This window comes from Kitasatospora sp. NPDC048722, from assembly GCF_040650235.1.
Classification (GTDB): domain Bacteria; phylum Actinomycetota; class Actinomycetes; order Streptomycetales; family Streptomycetaceae; genus Kitasatospora.
The window spans coordinates 56,592-75,632 of sequence record NZ_JBEZGX010000019.1; the positions used below are offsets into that span (position 1 = coordinate 56,592).

Consider the following 19,041-nt stretch of genomic DNA (forward strand, 5'->3'; position numbering starts at 1 on the left):
ACCCCAGGAGGGAAGCGCGGGACGGCGGCTCGACACCCGGCCGAACCGGGTGCCGGATCAGCCCAGGTTGGCGCAGTGGTTGCCGAACGCAGGGTTCAGCGCACCCACGACGTCGACCGAGTTGCCGCACAGGTTGACCGGGATGTGCACCGGGATCTGGATCTGGTTGCCGGAGATGACACCGGGGGAACCCGCGGCGACGCCCTCGGCGCCCGAGCTGGCCATCGCGGAGCCCGCGCCCGCGGCGACGATACCCACCACGGCGGCACCGACGGCAGCCGTCTTCTTGATGCTCATACGAGCCTCCTGACTGTTCAACAGAGATGCACGGGGAGTGCGACAACTAGAACGAGGCCCGTCGGGAGCGGTTGCGAGTGCACGCGCCATGTCACCCGAGTGGCGCAACGGCGGAGGTGCCCGGCATTCGGGTGATCACCGGACCGGACCGTTTCCCCTCGCGCCCTGCCTCGTTCTCCCTGGCGGAACACGCTCCACTCAGGCCCCTACACGAATCGAGTACCGCCCATGCGCAAGCTTGCCCACGGCGTCGCCGGCACCGCGGCCACGGCCGCCCTGCTCGCCGCCGGTGCCGGCGTCGCGTCCGCCCACCACCTGCACGGCGCGACCGCCGAGGGTGTCGCGGCCGGCTCCGCCGGCGTGGTCTCGGGCAACTCGGTGGAGGTCCCCGTGCACATCCCGCTCGACGTGTGCGGCAACTCGGTCGACGTGGTGGGCCTCCTGAACCCGGCGTTCGGCAATCACTGCCTCAACGCCTGACCGGGAATTCCTCCTGGTCGCGCCTTGCCCCGGACCTTTCCCGGCCGTGCGGGAAACCGTCCGCGAGGCGCCGAGAAGCGGCCACCGCGGCCACGCCCGAGCCATGGGCGGAACACGCCGGTGTGCGCCGACGGAGTGACAAACCACGGCAGTCCCAGAAGCCAGCGGGCGAGCATTCCTGCACGCCCGGCTCCCGACATTCGCGATCCGTCGGGCAGAAAACGGAGGAAATACCATGCGCAACCTCAAGAAGGCCGCCGTCCTGACGCTGGCCACCACCGGCCTGGTCCTCGGTGCGGCCGGCGGCGCGTTCGCCAGCTCCGGCGCCCAGGGCGTGGCCGCCGGCTCCCCCGGCGTGCTCTCCGGCAACCAGATCCAGGTGCCGATCCACATCCCGCTGAACGTCTGCGGCAACACCGTCAACGTCATCGGCCTGCTGAACCCGGCCTTCGGCAACAGCTGCGCCAACGTCGGCTGAACCCGCGGTCGCCGCCCCGGCGACAGCTGATTCACCGAGTCCGTGCCGCGCCCCGCGCGACGGGGCGCGGCACGCTCCACCCGTGTGTGATCGAGGAGATCAACCCCCATGCAGAACGTGAAGAAGGTCGCCGTCCTCTCCGCCGCCGCCGCCGGCCTGGTGCTCGGCGCGGCCGGCTCCGCCGCCGCCAGCTCCGGCGCCGAGGGCGTGGCCGCCGGCTCCCCCGGCGTCGGTTCCGGCAACCAGATCCAGGTCCCGGTGCACGTGCCGATCAACCTGTGCGGCAACTCCATCAACGTCATCGGCCTGCTGAACCCGGCCTTCGGCAACAGCTGCGCCAACGTGGACATGCACCCGCACCACGACGCGGACGACTGCTGATCCTCCGGTCGGCACGCGTTCCGGCCGAACTGCCCCCCGACCGACCGGCCGGGGGGCAGTTCGGCGTCTCCGGACGGCCCTCTGCTCCCGGTCGGCCGCCGGCCGACCGGATCCCGATCCACCGAAGGGTGATCCGCATGGTTTCGAAGAAGGGCGGGGCCGGGCTGGCCGCCGCCGTCGGCGCCGCGGTACTGCTCGGCGCGGGCTCCGCGCAGGCCGCCACCGCCCCCCACCCGGCCCCGGAGGCCGGCCCGGCCACGCTGACGAAGACGGACGTCGGCCAGGCACTGAACGGGACGACCTCCGGGCTCGGCTACGGCATCGCGCCGATCAAGAGCCTGCGCCTGGACCCGTGGGCGAACTCCTCGGCCGACCTGCTCAACAACGGCGCGACCGTGCAGCCCGACCAGGGCCTCGCCCCGGTCGGCACCGGCACGCTGACCGGTCCGCTGAGCGCCGGGGGCGGTGCCAAGGACCTCCCGCTGGTCGGCGGACTGACCGGCGTCCTGCCGGGCTGAGGCCCGCGCGCACGCGAGAGCCCGGCACCCCCGCCTCGTACGGGTGCCGGGCTCTCGCGTGCGCGGAGGGCTCAGAGCTGCGCGAGGTCCGTCAGCCCGGTCTCCTGCACGACGCCGGTCGTGGTGGCCGTGGTGGTCGTGGCCAGGTCGTTCACCTCGTCGGTGACCGAGAGGCGGTGGTCCTCGTCGCCGAGGGTCGCCGTGGCGCCCGGCACGGCCTGGACGGCGCCGGTGACCAGCCGCGGGTCCACCTCGTCGACCTTCAGATGGCCGCCGGCCAGCTGGCCGGTGCCGTCCTGGGCGAGCGAGAGCGGCTTGCCGAGGGCGAGGCCCGGGGTGTCGGCGCGCAGCGGCGCCGCGGGGGCGTCCAGCAGCACCTTGCCGAGGTCGGTGCTCCGGTCCACCAGCGGGACGGGCAGCTCGGCCTTGGCGCTCGGGCCCACCTTGCCGGTGCGCAGCTCGGGGACGAGGCGGTCGGGGAGCAGCTCGGTGCTGGTGCTGGTGGTCCGCCCAGGCGCCGGCGGCATGACCAGCGAGGTGGGGATGCCCGCGGTGAGGTGGCTGTCCAGCGGGGCGAGCGGGATGTCCGCGGGGACCTGCTGGGTGGCCAGCTTGTCCTCCAGCGCTCCGACCTGGTCGGGGCTCATCGGGGCGGCGGAGGCCGACCCCTGGGAGGCGAGCACGCCCGCACCGACCGCCAGCAGCATCGCGCCGGCCCGCTTGGAGAACTTCATGCTTTTCACCGTTCTGCCTGTCCGTACTGGAGATCTTCTGAGGGGGGTACGGCCGCGCTACCCGAGTACCGCAGCCGTAAAGCAATCTGTCTCAACGAGTGAGCGGGAGTACCGATTGCGGCGGTTAACCGATTCGGCCTAATAATCCGACCGGAAACCACTCCCGGACGCGCCTCCCGGACTCTTTTCAAAAATCCCCGTAACCTTCCGTGCCGTCATTCTTTGATCTGGACGTCAGTGACTGCAGACCGGGTCTGAGCGTTCTACGCGTTGTACGCACGGAAACCAAAGAGCTTTTCAGAGAGGGATCTCCCCATGATCCAGAAGTCCTTCGCCGCCGCCGGCCTGGCCGTCGCCGCGCTGGCCGCCGCCGCCGCGCCGGCCGCCGCCATCGGTGACGCGGACGGCGCCGCCGCCTCCATCGAGGGCAACGGCGGCACCAACTTCACCGGCACCGTCGGGAACAACAGCCCGAACTTCCACTTCCTGGACAACGCGAACGTCTGCCTCCCCGAGATCCACAACATCGCCGTCGGCGTTCTCGGTGTGGCCGTCCCCGTCGAGGTCCCGATCGCCAACAGCGGTGGCAAGCAGTACTGCACCCAGGGCCAGGGCACCCAGAGCCACGGCGACGCCGGCGTCTCCCACCTGGTCGGCTGACGAACCGTCCGAGCCGTACCGCCTGCAGCTCCCGGGCAGGCCTCCTGAACCATCCTTCGAATCGCTCCCCGATTCACCCCTCGAGAGGAAAACCGGAAATGATCAAGAAGTCCCTCGCCGCCGCCGGCCTGGCCGCCGCCGCCATCGCGATGTCCGCCGGCTCGGCCTCCGCCATCGTCGACTCGGACGGCGCCGCCACCTCGGTCCAGGGCAACGGTGGCACCAACCAGACCGGCACCCACGGCAACGGCAGCCCGAACTTCCACACCCTGGACAACGCCAACATCTGCCTGCCGGAGGTCCACAACATCGCCGTCGCCGTCGTCGGCGTCGCGGTTCCGGTCGAGGTGCCGGTCCTGAACAGCACCCCGAAGCAGATCTGCAACGTCGGCCAGAACACCCAGTCCTCGGGCGACGCGGGTGTCTCGCACCTGATCGGCTGATCACGGGGCACGGCACGGACGGAGGGCCCGGGGAGGATGGTCTCCCCGGGCCCTCCGGGCTGTACGGACGAGGTGTCCGGCGGGCGTGCGCCCGGCCGGGTGAACGACCGTCCGGTCCGGCGCGTGGGGCGGCGGGCCGGGCGGCCGGTAGTGATCACGTGTCACAGGCAGAGCGCCGGCCGAGGCGCTCCCGAAGAGAGGGCAGAACCATGAAGAGCAAGCTGGCCAAGGTCGCGCTGACCGCCACCGCCGCGCTCGCGCTCGCGGGTGCCGCCACCCCGGCGTTCGCGCACGTCGGCCTGGCTGGGGGCGGCGAGTTCGTCGGCTCCGCCGACCCGGTGTTCGCGGCCGACCAGTGGGCCGCCATCGCCCACACCTCGCACATCGTCACCGGCGGCGAGGGCTGGGGCGCCGCCACCGCCAAGGACGTGGCCGGCGGCGTGGAGGGCTTCGCCCACATCCACGACTTCCGGTAGGCCGTACGGCGGAAGGCCGGGCCCCTCCTCGCGGGAGGGGCCCGGCCTTCCGCCGTCCCCGCCCGCGAGGCGAGCGGGCGCACGACGGCTCCTACGTGAGCATCGCGGCGGCCTCGACCGCCCAGTAGGTGAGGATCTGCTCGGCGCCGGCCCGGCGGATCGAGGTGAGCGTCTCCATGATCATCCGCTCCCGGTCGATCCAGCCGTTCGCCGCCGCGGCCTCGACCATCGCGTACTCCCCGGACACCTGGTACGCGGCGACCGGCACCGGCGAGGCGTCGGCGACCTGGCGCAGGACGTCCAGGTAGGCCATGGCGGGCTTGACCATCACCAGGTCGGCGCCCTCGGCGACGTCCTGCTGGAGCTCGCGCAGCGACTCGCGGGCGTTGGCCGGGTCCTGCTGGTAGCTCTTGCGGTCGCCCTTGAGCGAGGAACCGACGGCCTCGCGGAAGGGACCGTAGAACGCCGAGGCGTACTTCGCGGTGTAGGCGAGGATGCCCGTGTCCTGGTGCCCGGCCTCGTCCAGCGCCCGGCGGACCACCGCGATCTGGCCGTCCATCATCCCGGACGGGCCCACCAGGTGGACGCCGGCGTCGGCCTGGACCCGGGCCATCTCGGCGTACCGCTCCAGGGTGGCGTCGTTGTCCACGCTGCCGTCGGCGGCCAGCACGCCGCAGTGGCCGTGGTCGGTGTACTCGTCCAGGCACAGGTCGGACATGACCACCAGGGCGTCGCCGACCTCCGAGACGACGTCCCGGATCGCCTGCTGGAGGATGCCGTCCGGGTTGGTGCCCTCGCTGCCGACGGCGTCCTGCACCGCGGGCACGCCGAACAGCATGACGCCGCCCAGACCGGCCTCGGCGGCCTCGACCACGGCCTTGCGCAGGGTGTCCCGGGAGTGCTGCACGACGCCCGGCATCGAACCGACCGGGACGGGCTCGCTGACGCCCTCGCGGACGAACAGCGGCAGGATCAGCTCCGCCGGGTGCAGCCGGGTCTCGGCGACCAGACGGCGCATCGCCGGGCTCTGGCGCAGCCGGCGGGGGCGAACGAACGGGAATTCAGCGGACACGGCTTCTCTCTCCGAACGGTGGTGCAGCTCCGGGGGCGACGGGATCGCCGCCCCCGGGTCCCGGACAGGGGTCAGCGGGCCTTGCGGCGCGAGCCCGGGCGGCGCTCGCTGGGCCGGTAGACCGGCTCACCGGCGGCGGTCGCGGTGTCGCGGCGCTTGGCCCCGAAGTCTGCCAGCGCCTGGGCCAGCGCGGCCGCCGACGGGGCCGGGGCCATCACGTCGACCCGCAGGCCGTGCTCCTCCGCGGTCTTCGCGGTGGCCGGGCCGATGCAGGCGATGACGGTGACGTTGTGCGGCTTGCCGGCGATGCCGACCAGGTTGCGCACGGTCGAGGACGAGGTGAAGAGCACCGCGTCGAAGCCGCCGCCCTTGATCGCCTCGCGGGTCTCGGCCGGCGGCGGCGAGGCGCGCACCGTGCGGTACGCCGTCACGTCGTCGACCTCCCAGCCGAGCTCGACCAGGCCGGCCACCAGGGTCTCGGTGGCGATGTCGGCGCGCGGCAGCAGCACCCGGTCGATCGGGTCGAACACCGGGTCGTAGGGCGGCCAGTCCTCCAGCAGACCGGCCGCGGACTGCTCGCCGGAGGGCACCAGGTCCGGCTTCACGCCGAAGTCCACCAGGGCCTGCGCGGTGGTCTCGCCGACCGCCGCGACCTTGATGCCGGCGAACGCGCGGGCGTCCAGGCCGTACTCCTCGAACTTCTCCCGGACCGCGCGGACGGCGTTCACCGAGGTGAAGGCGATCCACTCGTAGCGGCCGGTCACCAGGCCCTTGATGGCCCGTTCCATCTGCTGCGGGGTGCGCGGCGGCTCGACCGCGATGGTCGGCACCTCCTGCGGCACCGCGCCGTACGAGCGCAGTTGCTCGGACAGGCCGTGGGCCTGCTCCTTGGTGCGCGGCACGAGGACGTTCCAGCCGAACAGCGGCTTGGTCTCGAACCACGAGTGCGAGGCGCGGTGGGCGACCTGCTCGCCCACCACGGCTATCACCGAGGTGGCCGGGTCGACCGGGGCGGAGACCGGCGAGGGCAGCACCCGGGCGGCCTTCAGGTCGGCCGCGATGCCGGACAGGGTCGAGGTGAAGGTGCGCTGGCGCGTGGTGGTGCCGGACAGCGTCGCGCTCAGCGCCGCCTCCGGCTTGCGGCCGTTGGAGACCAGCGCGGCGGCGGTCGCGGGCAGCTGGCCCAGCGTCGTGCGGACCACCAGGGTGGTCTCCGGCGCGCCCAGGTCGACCGGGCCGCCTGCCAGCAGCGCCGCGCCGTCGACGAAGCGGACGTCGGCACCGGCGGAGCCGCGCAGCGGGACGCCCGCGTAGGCCGGCACACCGACCGACTGGGCGACGCCCGGGATCACCTCGAAGGCGATCCCGTCGCCCGCGCAGCTGAGCATCTCCTCGGCGGCGCAGCCGTCCAGGCCCGGGTCGCCGTCGACGGTGCGGACCACGTGCTTGCCGGCCCGCACGGCCTCGGCGACCAGCTTGGCCAGGTCGAGCTCGACGCCCTCGGCGCCGGGGGTGTGCACCTGCACGCCGGCCGGGCAGTGGCTGCGCACGGCGGCGGCGGTCAGCGGGTCGGCGACCAGGACGTCGGCCGAGGACAGCACCTCGACCGCGCGCAGGGTCAGCAGCCCCGGGTCCCCGGGGCCCGCGCCCAGGAAGGTGCACCGTCCGGTGGCGGGCTGGCCACCCGGGAACGGGGTGTCGGTGGCGGCGGTGGGGCTCATCGGGCTCGCTCCCCCATCAGGGCGGCCGCGCCCGCGTCGAGCAGCCGGGCGGCCAGCGCGCGGCCGAGGGCCGTCGCCTGCTGCTCGGCGGTCTCGTCGAGGACGATCGGACCGTTGGCGGACATCTTCAGCAGGGTGGCGCCGTCGGTGGTGCCGACCACGCCCTCCAGCCGCAGTTCGTTCGGCCGGCCCCAGGTGGCCAGCCCGGCCACCGGCGCCGAGCAGCCGGCCTCCAGGGCGGCCAGCAGCGCCCGCTCGGCCGCCACCTCGACCCGCGTGGGGGCGTGGTCGAGGGCGGCGAGCGCGGCGGCGAGGTCGGTGTCGGCGCTGGTGCACTCGATGGCGAGCGCGCCCTGGCCGGGGGCCGGGATCATCAGCTCGGGGTCGAGGTGCTGGGAGATCTCGGCACTGCGGCCGAGCCGGTTCAGGCCCGCGGTGGCGAGCACCACGGCGTCCAGCTCGCCCTTGGCGACGTAGCCGATCCGGGTGTCCACGTTGCCCCGGATCGCGACGGTCTCCAGGGCGGCGCCGCGGGCGGCGGCCCAGGCGTTCAGCTGGGCCATCCGGCGCGGGGAGCCGGTGCCGATCCGGGCCGGGCGGCCGGCGCCGGCCAGCTTCTCCACCAACTCGTCCAGGCCCAGGCCCTCGTGGGCGACCAGGGCGTCACGGACGTCCTCGCGCTCGGGGACGGCGGCCAGCACCAGGCCCTCGGGGGCGGCGGTGGGCAGGTCCTTCAGCGAGTGCACGGCGAAGTCGATCCGGCCCTCCAGCAGCGCGTCGCGCAGCGCGGAGACGAACACGCCGGTGCCGCCGATCTGGGCCAGCGCCTCGCGCGAGGTGTCGCCGTAGGTGGTGATCTCGACCAGCTCGACGGCACGCCCGGTGAGCCTGGTCACCTCGCGGGCGACCATGCCCGACTGGGCCATGGCGAGCGCGCTGCGCCGGGTGCCCAGCCGCAGGGCGGGGGCGGCCGGAGCCTGCTCCGTGATCGGTTGACCATTCATGAGGTGATCGTCCCGGTGGTACTCGTGGGATGGCTGACGGTTCATCCGGCGATCCCGCCCGAGGGCTGGGGCCGGCCGCCGACGGGCGTGCCCGACACGGCGTGCACGGCCGCCGGGTCGAGGTCGAACAGTTCGCGCAGGGCGTCCGCGTAGGAGGCGCCGCCGGGCTCGGCGGCGAGCTGCTTGACCCGCACGGTGGGTGCGTGCAGGAGCTTGTCGACGACCCGCCGGACGGTCTGGGTGATCTCGGCGCGCGAGCGCTCGTCCAGGTCGGGCAGCCGGGAGTCCAGCCGGCCGAGCTCGGCGGCGACGACGTCGGAGGCCATCGACCGCAGCGCGACGACGGTCGGCGCGATCCGGGCGGCCCGCTGGGCGGCGCCGAACGCGGTGACCTCGTCCGCGACGATCCTGGTGACGGCGTCCACGTCGCCCGCGCCGGGGCTGGCGGCGTGCGCGTGCGAGAGGCTCTCCAGGTCGACCAGCAGGGCGCCGGGCAGCTCGTGCACCGCGTGGTCGACGTCGCGCGGCATCGCGAGGTCGAGCAGGGCGAGCGGCTGCTCGGCCCGGCGCAGGGCGACCGCGGCGGCGACGTCCTCGGCGCGGACCACCACGCCGGCCGCGCCGGTGCAGGAGATCACCAGGTCGACGTCGGCCAGCGCCTGCGGCACCTTGGCCAGGTCGAGGGTCCGGGCGACGCCCGGGCCGAGGATCTCGACCAGGCGCTCGGCGCGCGCGGGCGTCCGGTTGGCGACCAGCAGGTCGGTGACGCCGGCGCGGACCAGGGTCGCGGCGGCCAGCGAGCTCATCGAACCGGCGCCGACCACCAGGGCCCGCTTGCCGGCGATCTCGCCCGCGCCGGCCGCGACCTGCTCCAGGCCGAAGGTCACCAGCGACTGGCCGGCCTTGTCGATGCCGGTCTCGCTGTGCGCCCGCTTGCCGACCCGCAGCGCCTGCTGGAACAGCTCGTTCAGGTCCCGCCCGGCGGTGTGCTCCTCCTGGGCCTTGGCGAGCGCGTCGCGCAGCTGGCCGAGGATCTGGCCCTCGCCGACGACCATCGAGTCCAGGCCGCAGGCCACCGAGAAGAGGTGGTGGACGGCACGGTCCTCGTAGTGGACGTAGAGATGGGGGGTCAGCTCCTCCAGGTCCACCCCGCTGTGGTGGGCCAGGAGCAGGGACAGCTCGGCGACGCCGGCGTGGAACTTGTCGACGTCCGCGTACAGCTCGATCCGGTTGCAGGTGTTGAGCAGCGCGGCCTCGGCGACGGTCGCGGTGGCCGCGGCGTCGTGCAGCAGTCGGGTCGGCGCGTCACCGGTCAGCGCGGCGCGCTCCAGCACGCCGACCGGGGCCGTCCGGTGGCTCAGTCCTACGACGAGAAGACTCACGCCCGCCCCCCACAGATCTTCGTGTTCATGCGGGCATCACCGCGGACAGGTCGCCCTCGCCGCCCTTGGCCGGCTTGCCCTTGGCCTGCTCGGCCTGGTCCTTGGCGGTGGTCTCCGCGCGGCCCTTGCCGCTGCCGCCGGCCGCGCGGCGCAGCTTGGCGGCCGCGGCGCGGACCGGGCCCGGGGCTCGGTCCAGCACCGACTCGGTGCGGTCGGGCTCCTCGCCGGCCTTGCGCTGCTCGTGGAAGGCCAGGATCTGCAGCTCGATGGAGAGGTCCACCTTGCGCACGTCCACGCCGTCCGGGACGGTCAGCACGGTCGGGGCGAAGTTGAGGATGCTGGTGACGCCGGCCTCGACCAGGCGGTCGCAGACCTGCTGGGCGGCACCGGGCGGGGTGGTGATGACGCCGATCGAGACGTGCTGGCTCTCGACGATCGACTCCAGCTCGTCCATGTGGCGCACCGGCAGCCCGGCCGCCGTGGAACCGACGACGTTCGGGTCCGCGTCCAACAGGGCGGCGACCCGGAAACCGCGGGAGGCGAAGCCGCCGTAGTTCGCGAGGGCGTGGCCGAGGTTCCCGATGCCGACGATGACGACCGGCCAGTCCTGGGTCAGGCCGAGCTCGCGGGAGATCTGGTAGACGAGGTACTCGACGTCGTAGCCGACACCGCGGGTGCCGTAGGAGCCGAGGTAGGAGAAGTCCTTGCGCAGCTTGGCGGAGTTGACCCCGGCCGCGGCGGCCAGCTCCTCGGAGGAGACGGTCGGCACCGAGCGCTCGGAGAGCGCGGTGAGGGCCCGCAGGTAGAGGGGAAGGCGGGCGACGGTCGCCTCCGGGATGCCCCGGGCACGCGAGGGTCGGCGCGCGGCGCCCTGGTCGGGCGTCTGCGAACTGCTCTGTGGTGATCGGCCGATTGCCACGGTGCTCCTGTGGGTGAAGCTGGGCTTTGGCAGCCAGGCTATGCGTTTGTGAACGTGTGCACAAAGATGGTGTCCGATTTGTCCCCGCACAGTGATGCGCATCACGCCGTCGAACCCATAGCACCGCAGTCCGTCAGGACCACGGCCGGGGCCGGTACCCCGGGCAGCCACGGGCCGTACGGCGCCTCCCGGCGCAGCAGCGGGACGGCCGCCCCGGACGGGCGGGAACGGGCCCGGCCCAGCCGCGGCCACGGCACCAGAGCCGCCTCGCGCAGCGCCCCCGCCAGGTCGTCCGGCGCCAGGTCGTCCGGCGGGCCGCCCGGCACGCCCACGCAGTGGCGCAGGAGCTCGGCGGTCACCCGGGCGTCGCCGAGCGCGGTGTGCGCCGGGTACCAGCCGAGGCCGGCCGCCTCCACGCAGGCCGCCAGGCCGTGGCCGCGGGCCTCCGGCAGGAGCGCGCGGGCCAGCCGCATCGTGCACAGCAGCGGGACGGGCGGCAGCGGCACGCCGATGCGGGCGAACTCGCGGTCCAGGAAGGCATGGTCGCAGCTCACGTGGTGCCCCACCAGCACCCGGCCGGCCAGCAGCTCCAGCAGCCGCGGCGCGATCTCCCGGAAGCGCGGGGCGCCCTCGACGTCCGCCTGGCTTATGCGGTGCACGTGGGTCGGGCCGACCGGACCCAGCGGGTCGAGCAGGGTCGCGAACTCGCCCTCCGGGCGCAGGTCGCCGTCCAGCAGGACCACCGCGATCTCGACCACCCGGTGCCGCCACGGGCTGCGGCCGGTCGCCTCCACGTCCACCACGGCGAAGCCCCGGGCACCGTCCGGGGCTTCGGACGGCGCGGGGGTGGGACCGGGAAGCATGGCGGCACTCCTCGTGTGCTCAGCCCCCCACGGGCGCAAACGAGTTCGATCGTAAGCCGACGAACACGCTCCGACACCGCCGGTTCGGAGTGGGTTTGGCAACGATTCGGCGACTCGCCCCCGCCGGTCGGCGGGGGGGGGACGGCCGGAGCCCGCGGAAGGCGGCGGAGGGGGTCAGCCTCCCAGAGCGGCGCGCAGACGGCGCTCGTCCACCCGCCAGAAGTCGTGCTGGCGGCCGTCGATCAGCGTCACGGGGATCTGCTCCCAGTACAGCCGGTACAGCTCCTCGTCCTGGGTGATGTCCTTCTCCTCGAAGGCCGCGCCCAGCTCCCCCGTCACCCGGGCGATCACCTCCCGGGCGTCGTCGCACAGGTGGCACCCGGGCTTGCCGACCAGGGTCACGGTACGGTCCGCCGGGGACGGCTTCGGGCTCTTGTCACGTCGCAGCAGTGGGCTCACCCGGCCATTGTCCGCCCCGCCGGCAGCGACCCCGCGCCCGGCCGCGCAGCGCGCTGTTCACCGCACGGGCACGCCGCCGTCACGGCCGCTGCGCGCCCGGCTGGATATGCTCGAGGACATGGCCGTGCTCCGAAGGCTCACCCACGCAAGGCGCCCCACCACCGAGCGGACCGCCCTCGCCGGCGAGGCCGCGGCCGAGGCGGCGGAGGCCGCCCTGCGCGCCGAGCCCGAGCCGGCCGGAGCCCTCGCGGACGCCGACGCCTCCGGCGCACCCGCCACGGCTCCCGACGCGGCCTCCGGCAAGCCCGGGAAGGCCCCCAAGGCACCCGTCGGCAACCACACCCCCGAGCCCGGGGACGCGCACGCCGCCGCCTTCTTCGACTGCGACAACACCATCCTGCGCGGCGCCGCGATCTTCTACCTCGGCGTCGGCCTCTACCGCCACGGCTTCCTCACCCGCCGCGACATCGCCCGCTTCGCCTGGCAGCAGGCCTGGTTCCGGCTGCACGGCGCCGAGGACCCGGACCACATCTCGGACGCCCAGCACACCGCGCTCGGCCTCGTCGCCGGCAAGGCCACCGCCGAGCTGGAGGCGCTCTGCGAGGAGGTCTTCGAGGGCGTCGTCGCCGACAAGATCTGGCCCGGCACCCGCGCCCTGGTCCAGATGCACCTCGACGCCGGCCAGCGGGTCTGGCTGGTCACCGCCGCCCCCCAGGAGGTGGCCCGGGTGATCGCCCGGCGGCTCGGCATGACCGGCGCGCTCGGCACCGTCGCCGAGGCCCGTGACGGGCTCTACACCGGCCGGCTGGTCGGCGAGCTGCTGCACGGCCCCGCCAAGGCCGCCGCGGTCTCCGCCCTCGCCAGACGCGAGCGGCTCGACCTCGACCGTTGCGCCGCGTACAGCGACTCGGCCAACGACATCCCGATGCTCTCCCTGGTCGGCCACCCGTACGTGGTGAACCCGGACGGCGCGCTGCGCCGGCACGCGCGCGCCCAGGGCTGGCGGGTGCGGGACTTCCGCACCGGGCGGAAGGCGGCCAGGATCGGGCTGCCGGCCGCGGCCGCGCTCGGCGTGCTCGCGGGCGCGACGGCCGCCGGGGTCGCACTGCACCGGCGGCGCCGCTGCGCGTGATCCCGCGCACGTTCCGCCGCTCTTCGACGCGCGCGGGTTGCCGTCGGAGCCGCTCCGAACTCCCCCGCACGGCCCTCCCCTTCACGGGTGACCAGACGTCAACAGGGCCGCTGACCTGGCCCCTCGTACGGGCGAACTCCGGTCCGTCGCAGGGCCGTCCGGCCTCGCTGCCAGAACCTGATACCCGCTGACCGGTTCTGATCGTTCGCCAGACCGGGAAAGTCGGCGATTACCGAGCCCCAAGGCAGGGAAACCGCCCGCCGGACCGTCGAATTGGTCACCCTGAGCGCCTGTTCGGTCACGTTGGGCCGGATGAACGGCGACACGATCGTTCAGTGTCAGCCGAATATGCACGCGAAATGGATCCCAAGCGACCACTTCGACCACACGGTGTAGCTGTCATTGCACAAAGCGTTATTCTCTCCTGGATGCGCGTCACCCGACCGCCCCGTCCGAACGGGCCATGGTGGCGTGCTCTCCGCGCAGGCGGAGGTGATCCGTCCACAGTTCTGCCTCTGGGAGTCCCGTGTACCCACCCGTCCGGAACGACGCGCCTGCACCCTCCCGCCCGTCGTCCGCGCCCCTGCGCCCCCGCACCGGCCTCCGCGGTCGCCCGGTCACCACCCGGCAGATCTCCACCGGCCTCGACCTGCTGCGCAGCCTGCTCCTCAGCCAGCTCGCCGTCTCACCCCAGCTCGTCCCGGCCGGGGCACCGCTCGGGCCCCAGCCGGCCCCCGGACTGGCGCTGCGCACCACCGCGGCCGGCTCGGCCGGCACCGGCTCCCGCGGCCGCACCGGCACCACCGGCGTCGGCCGCAGCCGGACGCGCACCGCGCCCACCCCGGGCTACGAGACCGAGCACAACCCGATCATGGAGCTGGTCGAGCGGGCCCAGGCCGGCGAGAGCGAGGCCTTCGGGCGGCTCTACGACCACTACTCGGACACCGTCTACCGGTACATCTACTACCGGGTCGGCAGCCGGGCCACCGCCGAGGACCTCACCAGCGAGACGTTCCTGCGCGCCCTGCGCCGGATCGGCACCTTCACCTGGCAGGGCCGCGACTTCGGCGCCTGGCTCGTGACGATCGCCCGCAACCTGGTCGCCGACCACTTCAAGTCCAGCCGGTTCCGGCTGGAGGTCACCACCGGCGAGATGCTCGACTCCAACGAGTGCGAGCGCAGCCCGGAGGAGTCGGTCCTGGAGTCGCTCTCCAACGCGGCCCTGCTCGACGCGGTGCGCCGGCTCAACCCGCAGCAGCAGGAGTGCGTCACGCTCCGCTTCCTGCAAGGGCTCTCGGTGGCCGAGACGGCGCGGATCATGGGCAAGAACGAGGGCGCCATCAAGACGCTGCAGTACCGGGCCGTCCGCACCCTGGCCCGCCTGCTCCCGCCCGACGCGCGATGAGGCGCACGGCCGTGCGGGCAGCGGCGGCCGCGTGCGGAGCCGACGGGGAGATACCCCGCCCGGCCCGAGCCGACCGTCCGTCACCACCGGTGGCGGACCGACACGTCCGGGTGAACGGTCGGTCCGATGATCAGTCGTGCGTAACCGACCACCCGCGCCGCTCGTTGGCCAACGTGCAAGCCGCCACCAGGCGTACGGTCAAGCCGAATTGCGACCCGTCACCCGATGGAGTGGCTTTGGCCCGCCGGGGCAACCGTCCGGCAGGCCGGGGTGTCGACAACGACGAAGGGAGGTGTGGCCCGTGACGGCAAACGTGCTGGAGCACCGACGGGCGAAGGCCTTCGCCGAGGCGCTGGAGGCCCACCAGGCAGAGCAACGCGGCACGGCCGACGCCGAATCGGCCAACACCGCTACCACTGGCCAGAGTTCCGCTACGGTGGCCGAACTGGTCGGCCTGGCGGGCGCGTTGGGCACACTGCCCGGCCCGGCACTCGACCCGGAGGTACGGACCGTCCAACGCGCCCAGCTGATGGCCGCGTTCGAGCAGGCCTTCGCCGGCGGACCGGGCGCGGCGGTACCCCGCCAGCGCCGGCACCGCGCGGTCCGAACGGCCCCGCGTGGCCGCTGGAGCCGCCGCTTCGCGATCGGCGGCCTCGTCGCCGGCCTCGCCGTCGGCAGCCTCGCGGGCGCCGCCACCGCCAGCACCAGCGCCCTCCCGGGGGACACGCTGTACGGCATGAAGCGCGGCCTCGAAGGACTCCGGCTCGACCTGGCGGGCTCCGACTCCGAGCGCGGCGAACTGCTCCTCGACAACGCCGCGACCCGACTCAAGGAGGCCAAGAGCCTGGTGGGCCGCACCGACGGGGCCGGCGCACTCAGCCCGGGCACCGTCGACCAGGTCCGCCGCGCACTGGACGACATGCACGCCGACGCCATCAAGGGCCGCGACCTGCTGCGCTCGGTCTACCGGAGCAACGGCTCGCTCGACCCGATGCGCACCCTGGCCGGCTTCGCCCACGACGAGGACGGCCGCTGGACCGAGCTGGAGGGGCGACTGCCCTCCCAACTCACCCCGCAGGCCCACCTGGTGAACCAGCTCTTCGACGACATAAGCGAGGACGTCGCGCCCCTGCGCCTGGCCCAGCCCACCGCCCCCGGCGGTGCACCGGCCGACGCGGGAGCGGGCGGCGACACCGCCGGCCCGAACCCCGGTGGCACCGGTCCGGCGCCGTCCGGCGGCCCCGGCACCGCACCGGGCACACCCGCCCAGGGCGGCAGCACCGGCACGGCCGGCGGCAACCGGCCCGGCGGCACCGAGCGCCCCTCGGCCGGCGCCGGGGCGCTCCTGCCCGGCGGCACCGGCACCAAGGGCGACGGCCTGACCGGGAACCTGCCCAGCAGCGCCCCCGACGCCGTCAACGGGCTGGTGGGCAACCTCACCAACGGGCTCACCGGCGGCAAGCAGCAGCCCTCGCCCAGCACCGACGCGACGCCCGGCGGCCAGTCGCAGCAGCAGCCGACCGCCACGCCCAGCGCCGCCACCGGCGGCCAGCAGCAGGGCGTCGACGTGCCCCCGCTCATCCCCGGGCTGCTGCCCGGGCTGCGGATCCTCGGCGGCTGACGCACCGGCCCGGCACACGACGGCCGAGGGCCCGGCGGGGCGAACCCGCCGGGCCCTCGGCCGTCGGCCAGGCGCCGGAAGAACGACGTCAGAAGACCCACGGAGCTGGAAGACCAGAGCCGGACGGCCAGAGCTAGAAGAACACCGAGCGCCGCTGCACCAGCAGCTTGTAGAGCGTGTGCTGGATGGTCTCCCGCACCTCGTCCGCCAGGTCGAAGACCAGCATCGGATCGTCCGCCGCCTCCGCCGGGTACCCGTCGGTCGCGATCGGCTCGCCGAACTGGATCGTCCACTTCGTCGGCAGCGGCACCGCGCCGAGCGGGCCCAGCCACGGGAACGTCGGCGTGATCGGCACGTACGGCAGGCCCAGCAGCCGGGCCAGCGTCTTCAGGTTGCCGATCATCGGGTACGTCTCCTCCGCCCCGACGATCGAGCACGGCACGATCGGCACCCCCGCCCGCAGCGCCGAGGAGACGAACCCGCCGCGCCCGAAGCGCTGGAGCTTGTACCGCTCGGCGAACGGCTTGCCGATGCCCTTGAAGCCCTCCGGCCACACCCCGACGACCTCGCCGCGCTCCAGCAACGCCTGGGCGTCCTCGTTGCAGGCCAGCGTGTGGCCGGCCTTGCGGGCCAGCTCGTTGACGCCCGGCAGCACGAACACCAGGTCCGCGGCGAGCATCCGCAGGTGGCGGTGGTTCGGGTGGTGGTCGTGGATGGCGACCTGGGTCATCAGGGCGTCCAGCGGGAGCGTCCCGGAGTGGTTGGCGACGATCAGCGCGCCGCCCTCGGCCGGGATGTGCTCGACGCCGCGCACCTCGATCCGGAAGTACTTCTCGGCCAGCGGGCGCAGCAGCCCGAGCAGGACCTCCTCGGTGAGCTCCTGGTCGAAGCCGAACTCGTCCACCTCGTAGTCGCCGGTGAGGCGGCGGCGCAGGAAGGCCAGCCGCTCGGCGGCCCGGCCCTCCCAGCCCTTGCCGAACAGCCGGGTCGCGGCCGGGCCGAGCTGCCCGGACAGCGCTCCCCCGACGGCTCCGGCGAGCCGGTCGGCGAGGGCCGGGCGGTCCGGGGAGGTCCAGCTGGGGGCGGACTCGATCGGGATGACCTTGGCCTCGCCCGGCGCGTTCTCGGCTGCGGCACTCATGGCGGGTTCAGCTCCTCGGTCGGGTGGGGCGGTCGGTGCGGTCGCGGTCGGTGCGGTCGCGGTCGGTGCGGTCGCGGTCGGCGGGGGCCGGTTCGGGTCCGAGCAGCCCGGCCAGCCGGTCGGTGACGGCGGCGAGCCGCCCGGGCGGCAGGAGGCCCGGGCCCTGGGCGGCGGCGAAGTCGGCGAAGGCCTCCGGGGTGGTGAAGGCCGGACGGTAGCCGAAGGTCTCCCGCAGCCGGGTGGTGTCCACGACGCGCCCGTGGGTGAGCAGCCGCAGCTGCTCGGGCGAGACGTCCACCAGTCGGGTCTGGCGGGCCAGGCCGGCCATCCAGCTGACCGCGGGCAGCAGCAGCGGCAGCGTGGGCCGGCCGAGCCGGCGGGCGCACTGGGAGAGCAGCAGGACGCCCTCCCCCGCCACGTTGAAGGTACCGGTGTTGACGGTGCCCGGCGCGGGCTCGCCGGCGGCCCGGCAGAGCACGGCGACGGCGTCGTCCTCGTGCACGAACTGGAGCCGGGGGTCGTAGCCCAGGACGGTCGGCAGCACCGGCAGCGCGAAGTACTCGCTCAGCGGGGTGTCGGCGGCGGGGCCGACGATGTTGGCGAAGCGCAGCACCGTCACCGCGACGTCGGGCCGGCGGCGGGCGAAGCCGCGGACGTAGCCCTCGACCTCGGCGGCGTCCTTGGCGAAGCCCCCGCCGGGCGGGTTCTTCGGCTGGATCCGCTCGGTGAACACGGCCGGGTCGCGCGGGGCGGAGCCGTAGACGCCGGTGGTCGACTTCACCACCAGTCGCCGCACGCCCGGTGCCTTCTGGCAGGCGCCCAGCAGCTGCATGGTGCCGATCACGTTGGACTCCTTCACCGCGGAGCGGTTGGTGGAGCCCAGCCCGGTGGCGGAGACGCTGAGGTGCACGACGGTGTCGACCCCGTGCTCGGCGATCACCCGGGAGACCGCCGGGCGGCGCAGGTCGAGCTGGTGGAAGCGGTACGGCGCGGCCGGACCGTCCGGATCCTCGACCGGGCGCCCGGGCGGCTGCACGTCGACGCCGACCACCAGGTCGACGTCGGGCCGGCGGCGGACCTCGGCGACGAAGCGGGCCCCGAGCTGCCGGGCCACACCCGTGACGAGCACGACGACGCCCACAGTGCTCCACCCCAATCCTCGACCCGAGCGGCCTGCGTGCACCGTACCGCGCCGCCGCGACGGGCCGTGAAACGACACCGCCCGCCCAGCCCACGAGGGGCCCGGGCGGGCGGTGGAAGCGCGCGGCGCGCAGGGCGCGTCCGGGGGCGCTTACTTCTTGTTGCGACGCTGAACGCGGGTCCTCTTCAGAAGCTTGCGGTGCTTCTTCTTGGCCATACGCTTGCGACGCTTCTTGATGACAGAGCCCACGGAACAACCCTCGCTCACTGAGACTCTCGTCCGTGAGAGACGGAGTCCATACGACTGACGTGAGGGCCTAGCCTACCGTCCGGTTGCCCGGGGCTGTAAATCGCGCCCCCGTCGGCCGGGGAACACGCGGGAAATCCGTGGCAAACGGGTGCGGAGCCCACAGTGGTGAGCCCCGCACCCGCGCGCCCCGTCCTACGCGCTTTCGAGCCGCACGTAGGACTCCTTGAGGTACTCGTGCACCGCCTGCTGGGGCACCCGGAAGGACCGTCCGACCCGGATGGCCGGCAGCTCTCCGCTGTGCACCAGGCGGTACACCGTCATCTTGGACACCCGCATGACCGCGGCAACCTCCGCCACGGTCAGGAAGACGACTTCCTGCAGGGGGCGTTCGCCGGAACTCATGACCATCACCCGACCCTTAACCCGTGTGCAAGGCACCGGCTTCCCCTCCGGTGACTCCACCGG

At 73.9% G+C, this 19,041-nt stretch carries 23 protein-coding genes; 10 read left to right on the forward strand and 13 right to left on the reverse strand.

Annotation, left to right across the window (positions count from 1 at the left end):
- Positions 1-57: 57 nt before the first annotated feature.
- Positions 58-297: a chaplin gene (locus AB0C76_RS16390; RefSeq protein WP_359965043.1), complete on the reverse strand. Its 240-nt coding sequence runs from the start codon at positions 295-297 to the stop codon at positions 58-60.
- A 228-nt stretch (positions 298-525) separates the two neighbouring features.
- Between AB0C76_RS16390 and AB0C76_RS16395 the strand changes: the two genes are divergently transcribed.
- From AB0C76_RS16395 to AB0C76_RS16410, 4 genes are all read left to right on the forward strand, one after another.
- Positions 526-777 (forward strand): chaplin, encoded by a 252-nt coding sequence (locus AB0C76_RS16395; RefSeq protein WP_329929031.1) that lies wholly within the window; start codon positions 526-528, stop codon positions 775-777.
- A 235-nt stretch (positions 778-1,012) separates the two neighbouring features.
- Complete coding sequence (locus AB0C76_RS16400; protein WP_329929032.1) at positions 1,013-1,255, forward strand: chaplin; 243 nt, start codon at positions 1,013-1,015, stop codon at positions 1,253-1,255.
- A gap of 108 nt (positions 1,256-1,363) precedes the next feature.
- Positions 1,364-1,636, forward strand: a complete 273-nt coding sequence (locus tag AB0C76_RS16405) for a chaplin (protein WP_329929033.1) — start codon at positions 1,364-1,366, stop codon at positions 1,634-1,636.
- A 137-nt stretch (positions 1,637-1,773) separates the two neighbouring features.
- Positions 1,774-2,154: a hypothetical protein gene (locus AB0C76_RS16410; RefSeq protein WP_359965046.1), complete on the forward strand. Its 381-nt coding sequence runs from the start codon at positions 1,774-1,776 to the stop codon at positions 2,152-2,154.
- Positions 2,155-2,225: 71 nt separating this feature from the next.
- Here the strand turns inward: AB0C76_RS16410 and AB0C76_RS16415 are convergent, their stop codons facing one another.
- Positions 2,226-2,888 (reverse strand): hypothetical protein, encoded by a 663-nt coding sequence (locus AB0C76_RS16415; protein WP_359965048.1) that lies wholly within the window; start codon positions 2,886-2,888, stop codon positions 2,226-2,228.
- A 315-nt stretch (positions 2,889-3,203) separates the two neighbouring features.
- Between AB0C76_RS16415 and AB0C76_RS16420 the strand changes: the two genes are divergently transcribed.
- The 3 genes from AB0C76_RS16420 to AB0C76_RS16430 all read left to right on the forward strand — a co-directional run bounded on the left by AB0C76_RS16420 (position 3,204) and on the right by AB0C76_RS16430 (position 4,467).
- On the forward strand, positions 3,204-3,548 hold the full coding sequence (locus AB0C76_RS16420) for a rodlet layer protein (protein WP_359965050.1): 345 nt from the start codon (positions 3,204-3,206) through the stop codon (positions 3,546-3,548).
- 98 nt (positions 3,549-3,646) lie between these two features.
- Positions 3,647-3,991: a rodlet layer protein gene (locus tag AB0C76_RS16425; protein ID WP_188309838.1), complete on the forward strand. Its 345-nt coding sequence runs from the start codon at positions 3,647-3,649 to the stop codon at positions 3,989-3,991.
- 209 nt (positions 3,992-4,200) lie between these two features.
- A complete protein-coding gene (locus tag AB0C76_RS16430) occupies positions 4,201-4,467 on the forward strand; it encodes a hypothetical protein (protein ID WP_359965052.1) in 267 nt (88 codons plus the stop codon).
- A 91-nt stretch (positions 4,468-4,558) separates the two neighbouring features.
- Here AB0C76_RS16430 and hemB read toward each other — a convergent pair whose 3' ends face one another.
- From hemB to AB0C76_RS16465, 7 genes are all read right to left on the reverse strand, one after another.
- Entirely contained in the window at positions 4,559-5,539 is a 981-nt protein-coding gene (gene hemB, locus AB0C76_RS16435) for a porphobilinogen synthase (protein ID WP_359965053.1), read from the reverse strand.
- A 71-nt stretch (positions 5,540-5,610) separates the two neighbouring features.
- Complete coding sequence (locus AB0C76_RS16440) at positions 5,611-7,260, reverse strand: uroporphyrinogen-III synthase (protein WP_359965055.1); 1,650 nt, start codon at positions 7,258-7,260, stop codon at positions 5,611-5,613.
- A complete protein-coding gene (gene hemC / locus AB0C76_RS16445) occupies positions 7,257-8,264 on the reverse strand; it encodes a hydroxymethylbilane synthase (protein ID WP_359965057.1) in 1,008 nt (335 codons plus the stop codon). The genes AB0C76_RS16440 and hemC overlap by 4 nt, the downstream gene beginning before the upstream one ends.
- Positions 8,265-8,305: 41 nt before the next feature.
- Positions 8,306-9,646 carry a glutamyl-tRNA reductase gene (locus AB0C76_RS16450; protein ID WP_359965059.1) on the reverse strand — a complete coding sequence of 447 codons (1,341 nt, stop codon included), beginning with the start codon at positions 9,644-9,646 and terminating at the stop codon, positions 8,306-8,308.
- 25 nt (positions 9,647-9,671) lie between these two features.
- Positions 9,672-10,565, reverse strand: a complete 894-nt coding sequence (locus tag AB0C76_RS16455) for a redox-sensing transcriptional repressor Rex (protein WP_359965060.1) — start codon at positions 10,563-10,565, stop codon at positions 9,672-9,674.
- A gap of 101 nt (positions 10,566-10,666) precedes the next feature.
- Positions 10,667-11,428 (reverse strand): 3'-5' exonuclease, encoded by a 762-nt coding sequence (locus tag AB0C76_RS16460; RefSeq protein ID WP_359965062.1) that lies wholly within the window; start codon positions 11,426-11,428, stop codon positions 10,667-10,669.
- A gap of 174 nt (positions 11,429-11,602) precedes the next feature.
- Positions 11,603-11,887 carry a glutaredoxin family protein gene (locus AB0C76_RS16465; protein WP_359965064.1) on the reverse strand — a complete coding sequence of 95 codons (285 nt, stop codon included), beginning with the start codon at positions 11,885-11,887 and terminating at the stop codon, positions 11,603-11,605.
- 118 nt (positions 11,888-12,005) lie between these two features.
- Between AB0C76_RS16465 and AB0C76_RS16470 the strand changes: the two genes are divergently transcribed.
- The 3 genes from AB0C76_RS16470 to AB0C76_RS16480 all read left to right on the forward strand — a co-directional run bounded on the left by AB0C76_RS16470 (position 12,006) and on the right by AB0C76_RS16480 (position 16,045).
- On the forward strand, positions 12,006-13,019 hold the full coding sequence (locus AB0C76_RS16470) for an HAD-IB family hydrolase (RefSeq protein ID WP_359965066.1): 1,014 nt from the start codon (positions 12,006-12,008) through the stop codon (positions 13,017-13,019).
- Positions 13,020-13,650: 631 nt separating this feature from the next.
- The gene (locus AB0C76_RS16475; protein ID WP_359965183.1) at positions 13,651-14,424 is read left to right on the forward strand and encodes an ECF subfamily RNA polymerase sigma factor, BldN family; all 774 of its coding nucleotides are present in this window, start codon (positions 13,651-13,653) and stop codon (positions 14,422-14,424) included.
- Positions 14,425-14,725: 301 nt separating this feature from the next.
- Positions 14,726-16,045 (forward strand): DUF5667 domain-containing protein, encoded by a 1,320-nt coding sequence (locus tag AB0C76_RS16480; protein ID WP_359965068.1) that lies wholly within the window; start codon positions 14,726-14,728, stop codon positions 16,043-16,045.
- Positions 16,046-16,178: 133 nt separating this feature from the next.
- Here the strand turns inward: AB0C76_RS16480 and AB0C76_RS16485 are convergent, their stop codons facing one another.
- From AB0C76_RS16485 to AB0C76_RS16500, 4 genes are all read right to left on the reverse strand, one after another.
- The gene (locus AB0C76_RS16485) at positions 16,179-17,186 is read right to left on the reverse strand and encodes a lysophospholipid acyltransferase family protein (RefSeq protein WP_359965070.1); all 1,008 of its coding nucleotides are present in this window, start codon (positions 17,184-17,186) and stop codon (positions 16,179-16,181) included.
- Positions 17,187-17,193: 7 nt separating this feature from the next.
- Complete coding sequence (locus tag AB0C76_RS16490) at positions 17,194-18,327, reverse strand: NAD-dependent epimerase/dehydratase family protein (RefSeq protein WP_359965072.1); 1,134 nt, start codon at positions 18,325-18,327, stop codon at positions 17,194-17,196.
- 150 nt (positions 18,328-18,477) lie between these two features.
- Positions 18,478-18,576, reverse strand: coding sequence for an AURKAIP1/COX24 domain-containing protein (locus AB0C76_RS16495; RefSeq protein WP_003948845.1), 99 nt, complete (start codon positions 18,574-18,576; stop codon positions 18,478-18,480).
- 192 nt (positions 18,577-18,768) lie between these two features.
- Positions 18,769-18,978, reverse strand: a complete 210-nt coding sequence (locus tag AB0C76_RS16500; protein ID WP_148644250.1) for a helix-turn-helix domain-containing protein — start codon at positions 18,976-18,978, stop codon at positions 18,769-18,771.
- Positions 18,979-19,041: the final 63 nt, after the last annotated feature.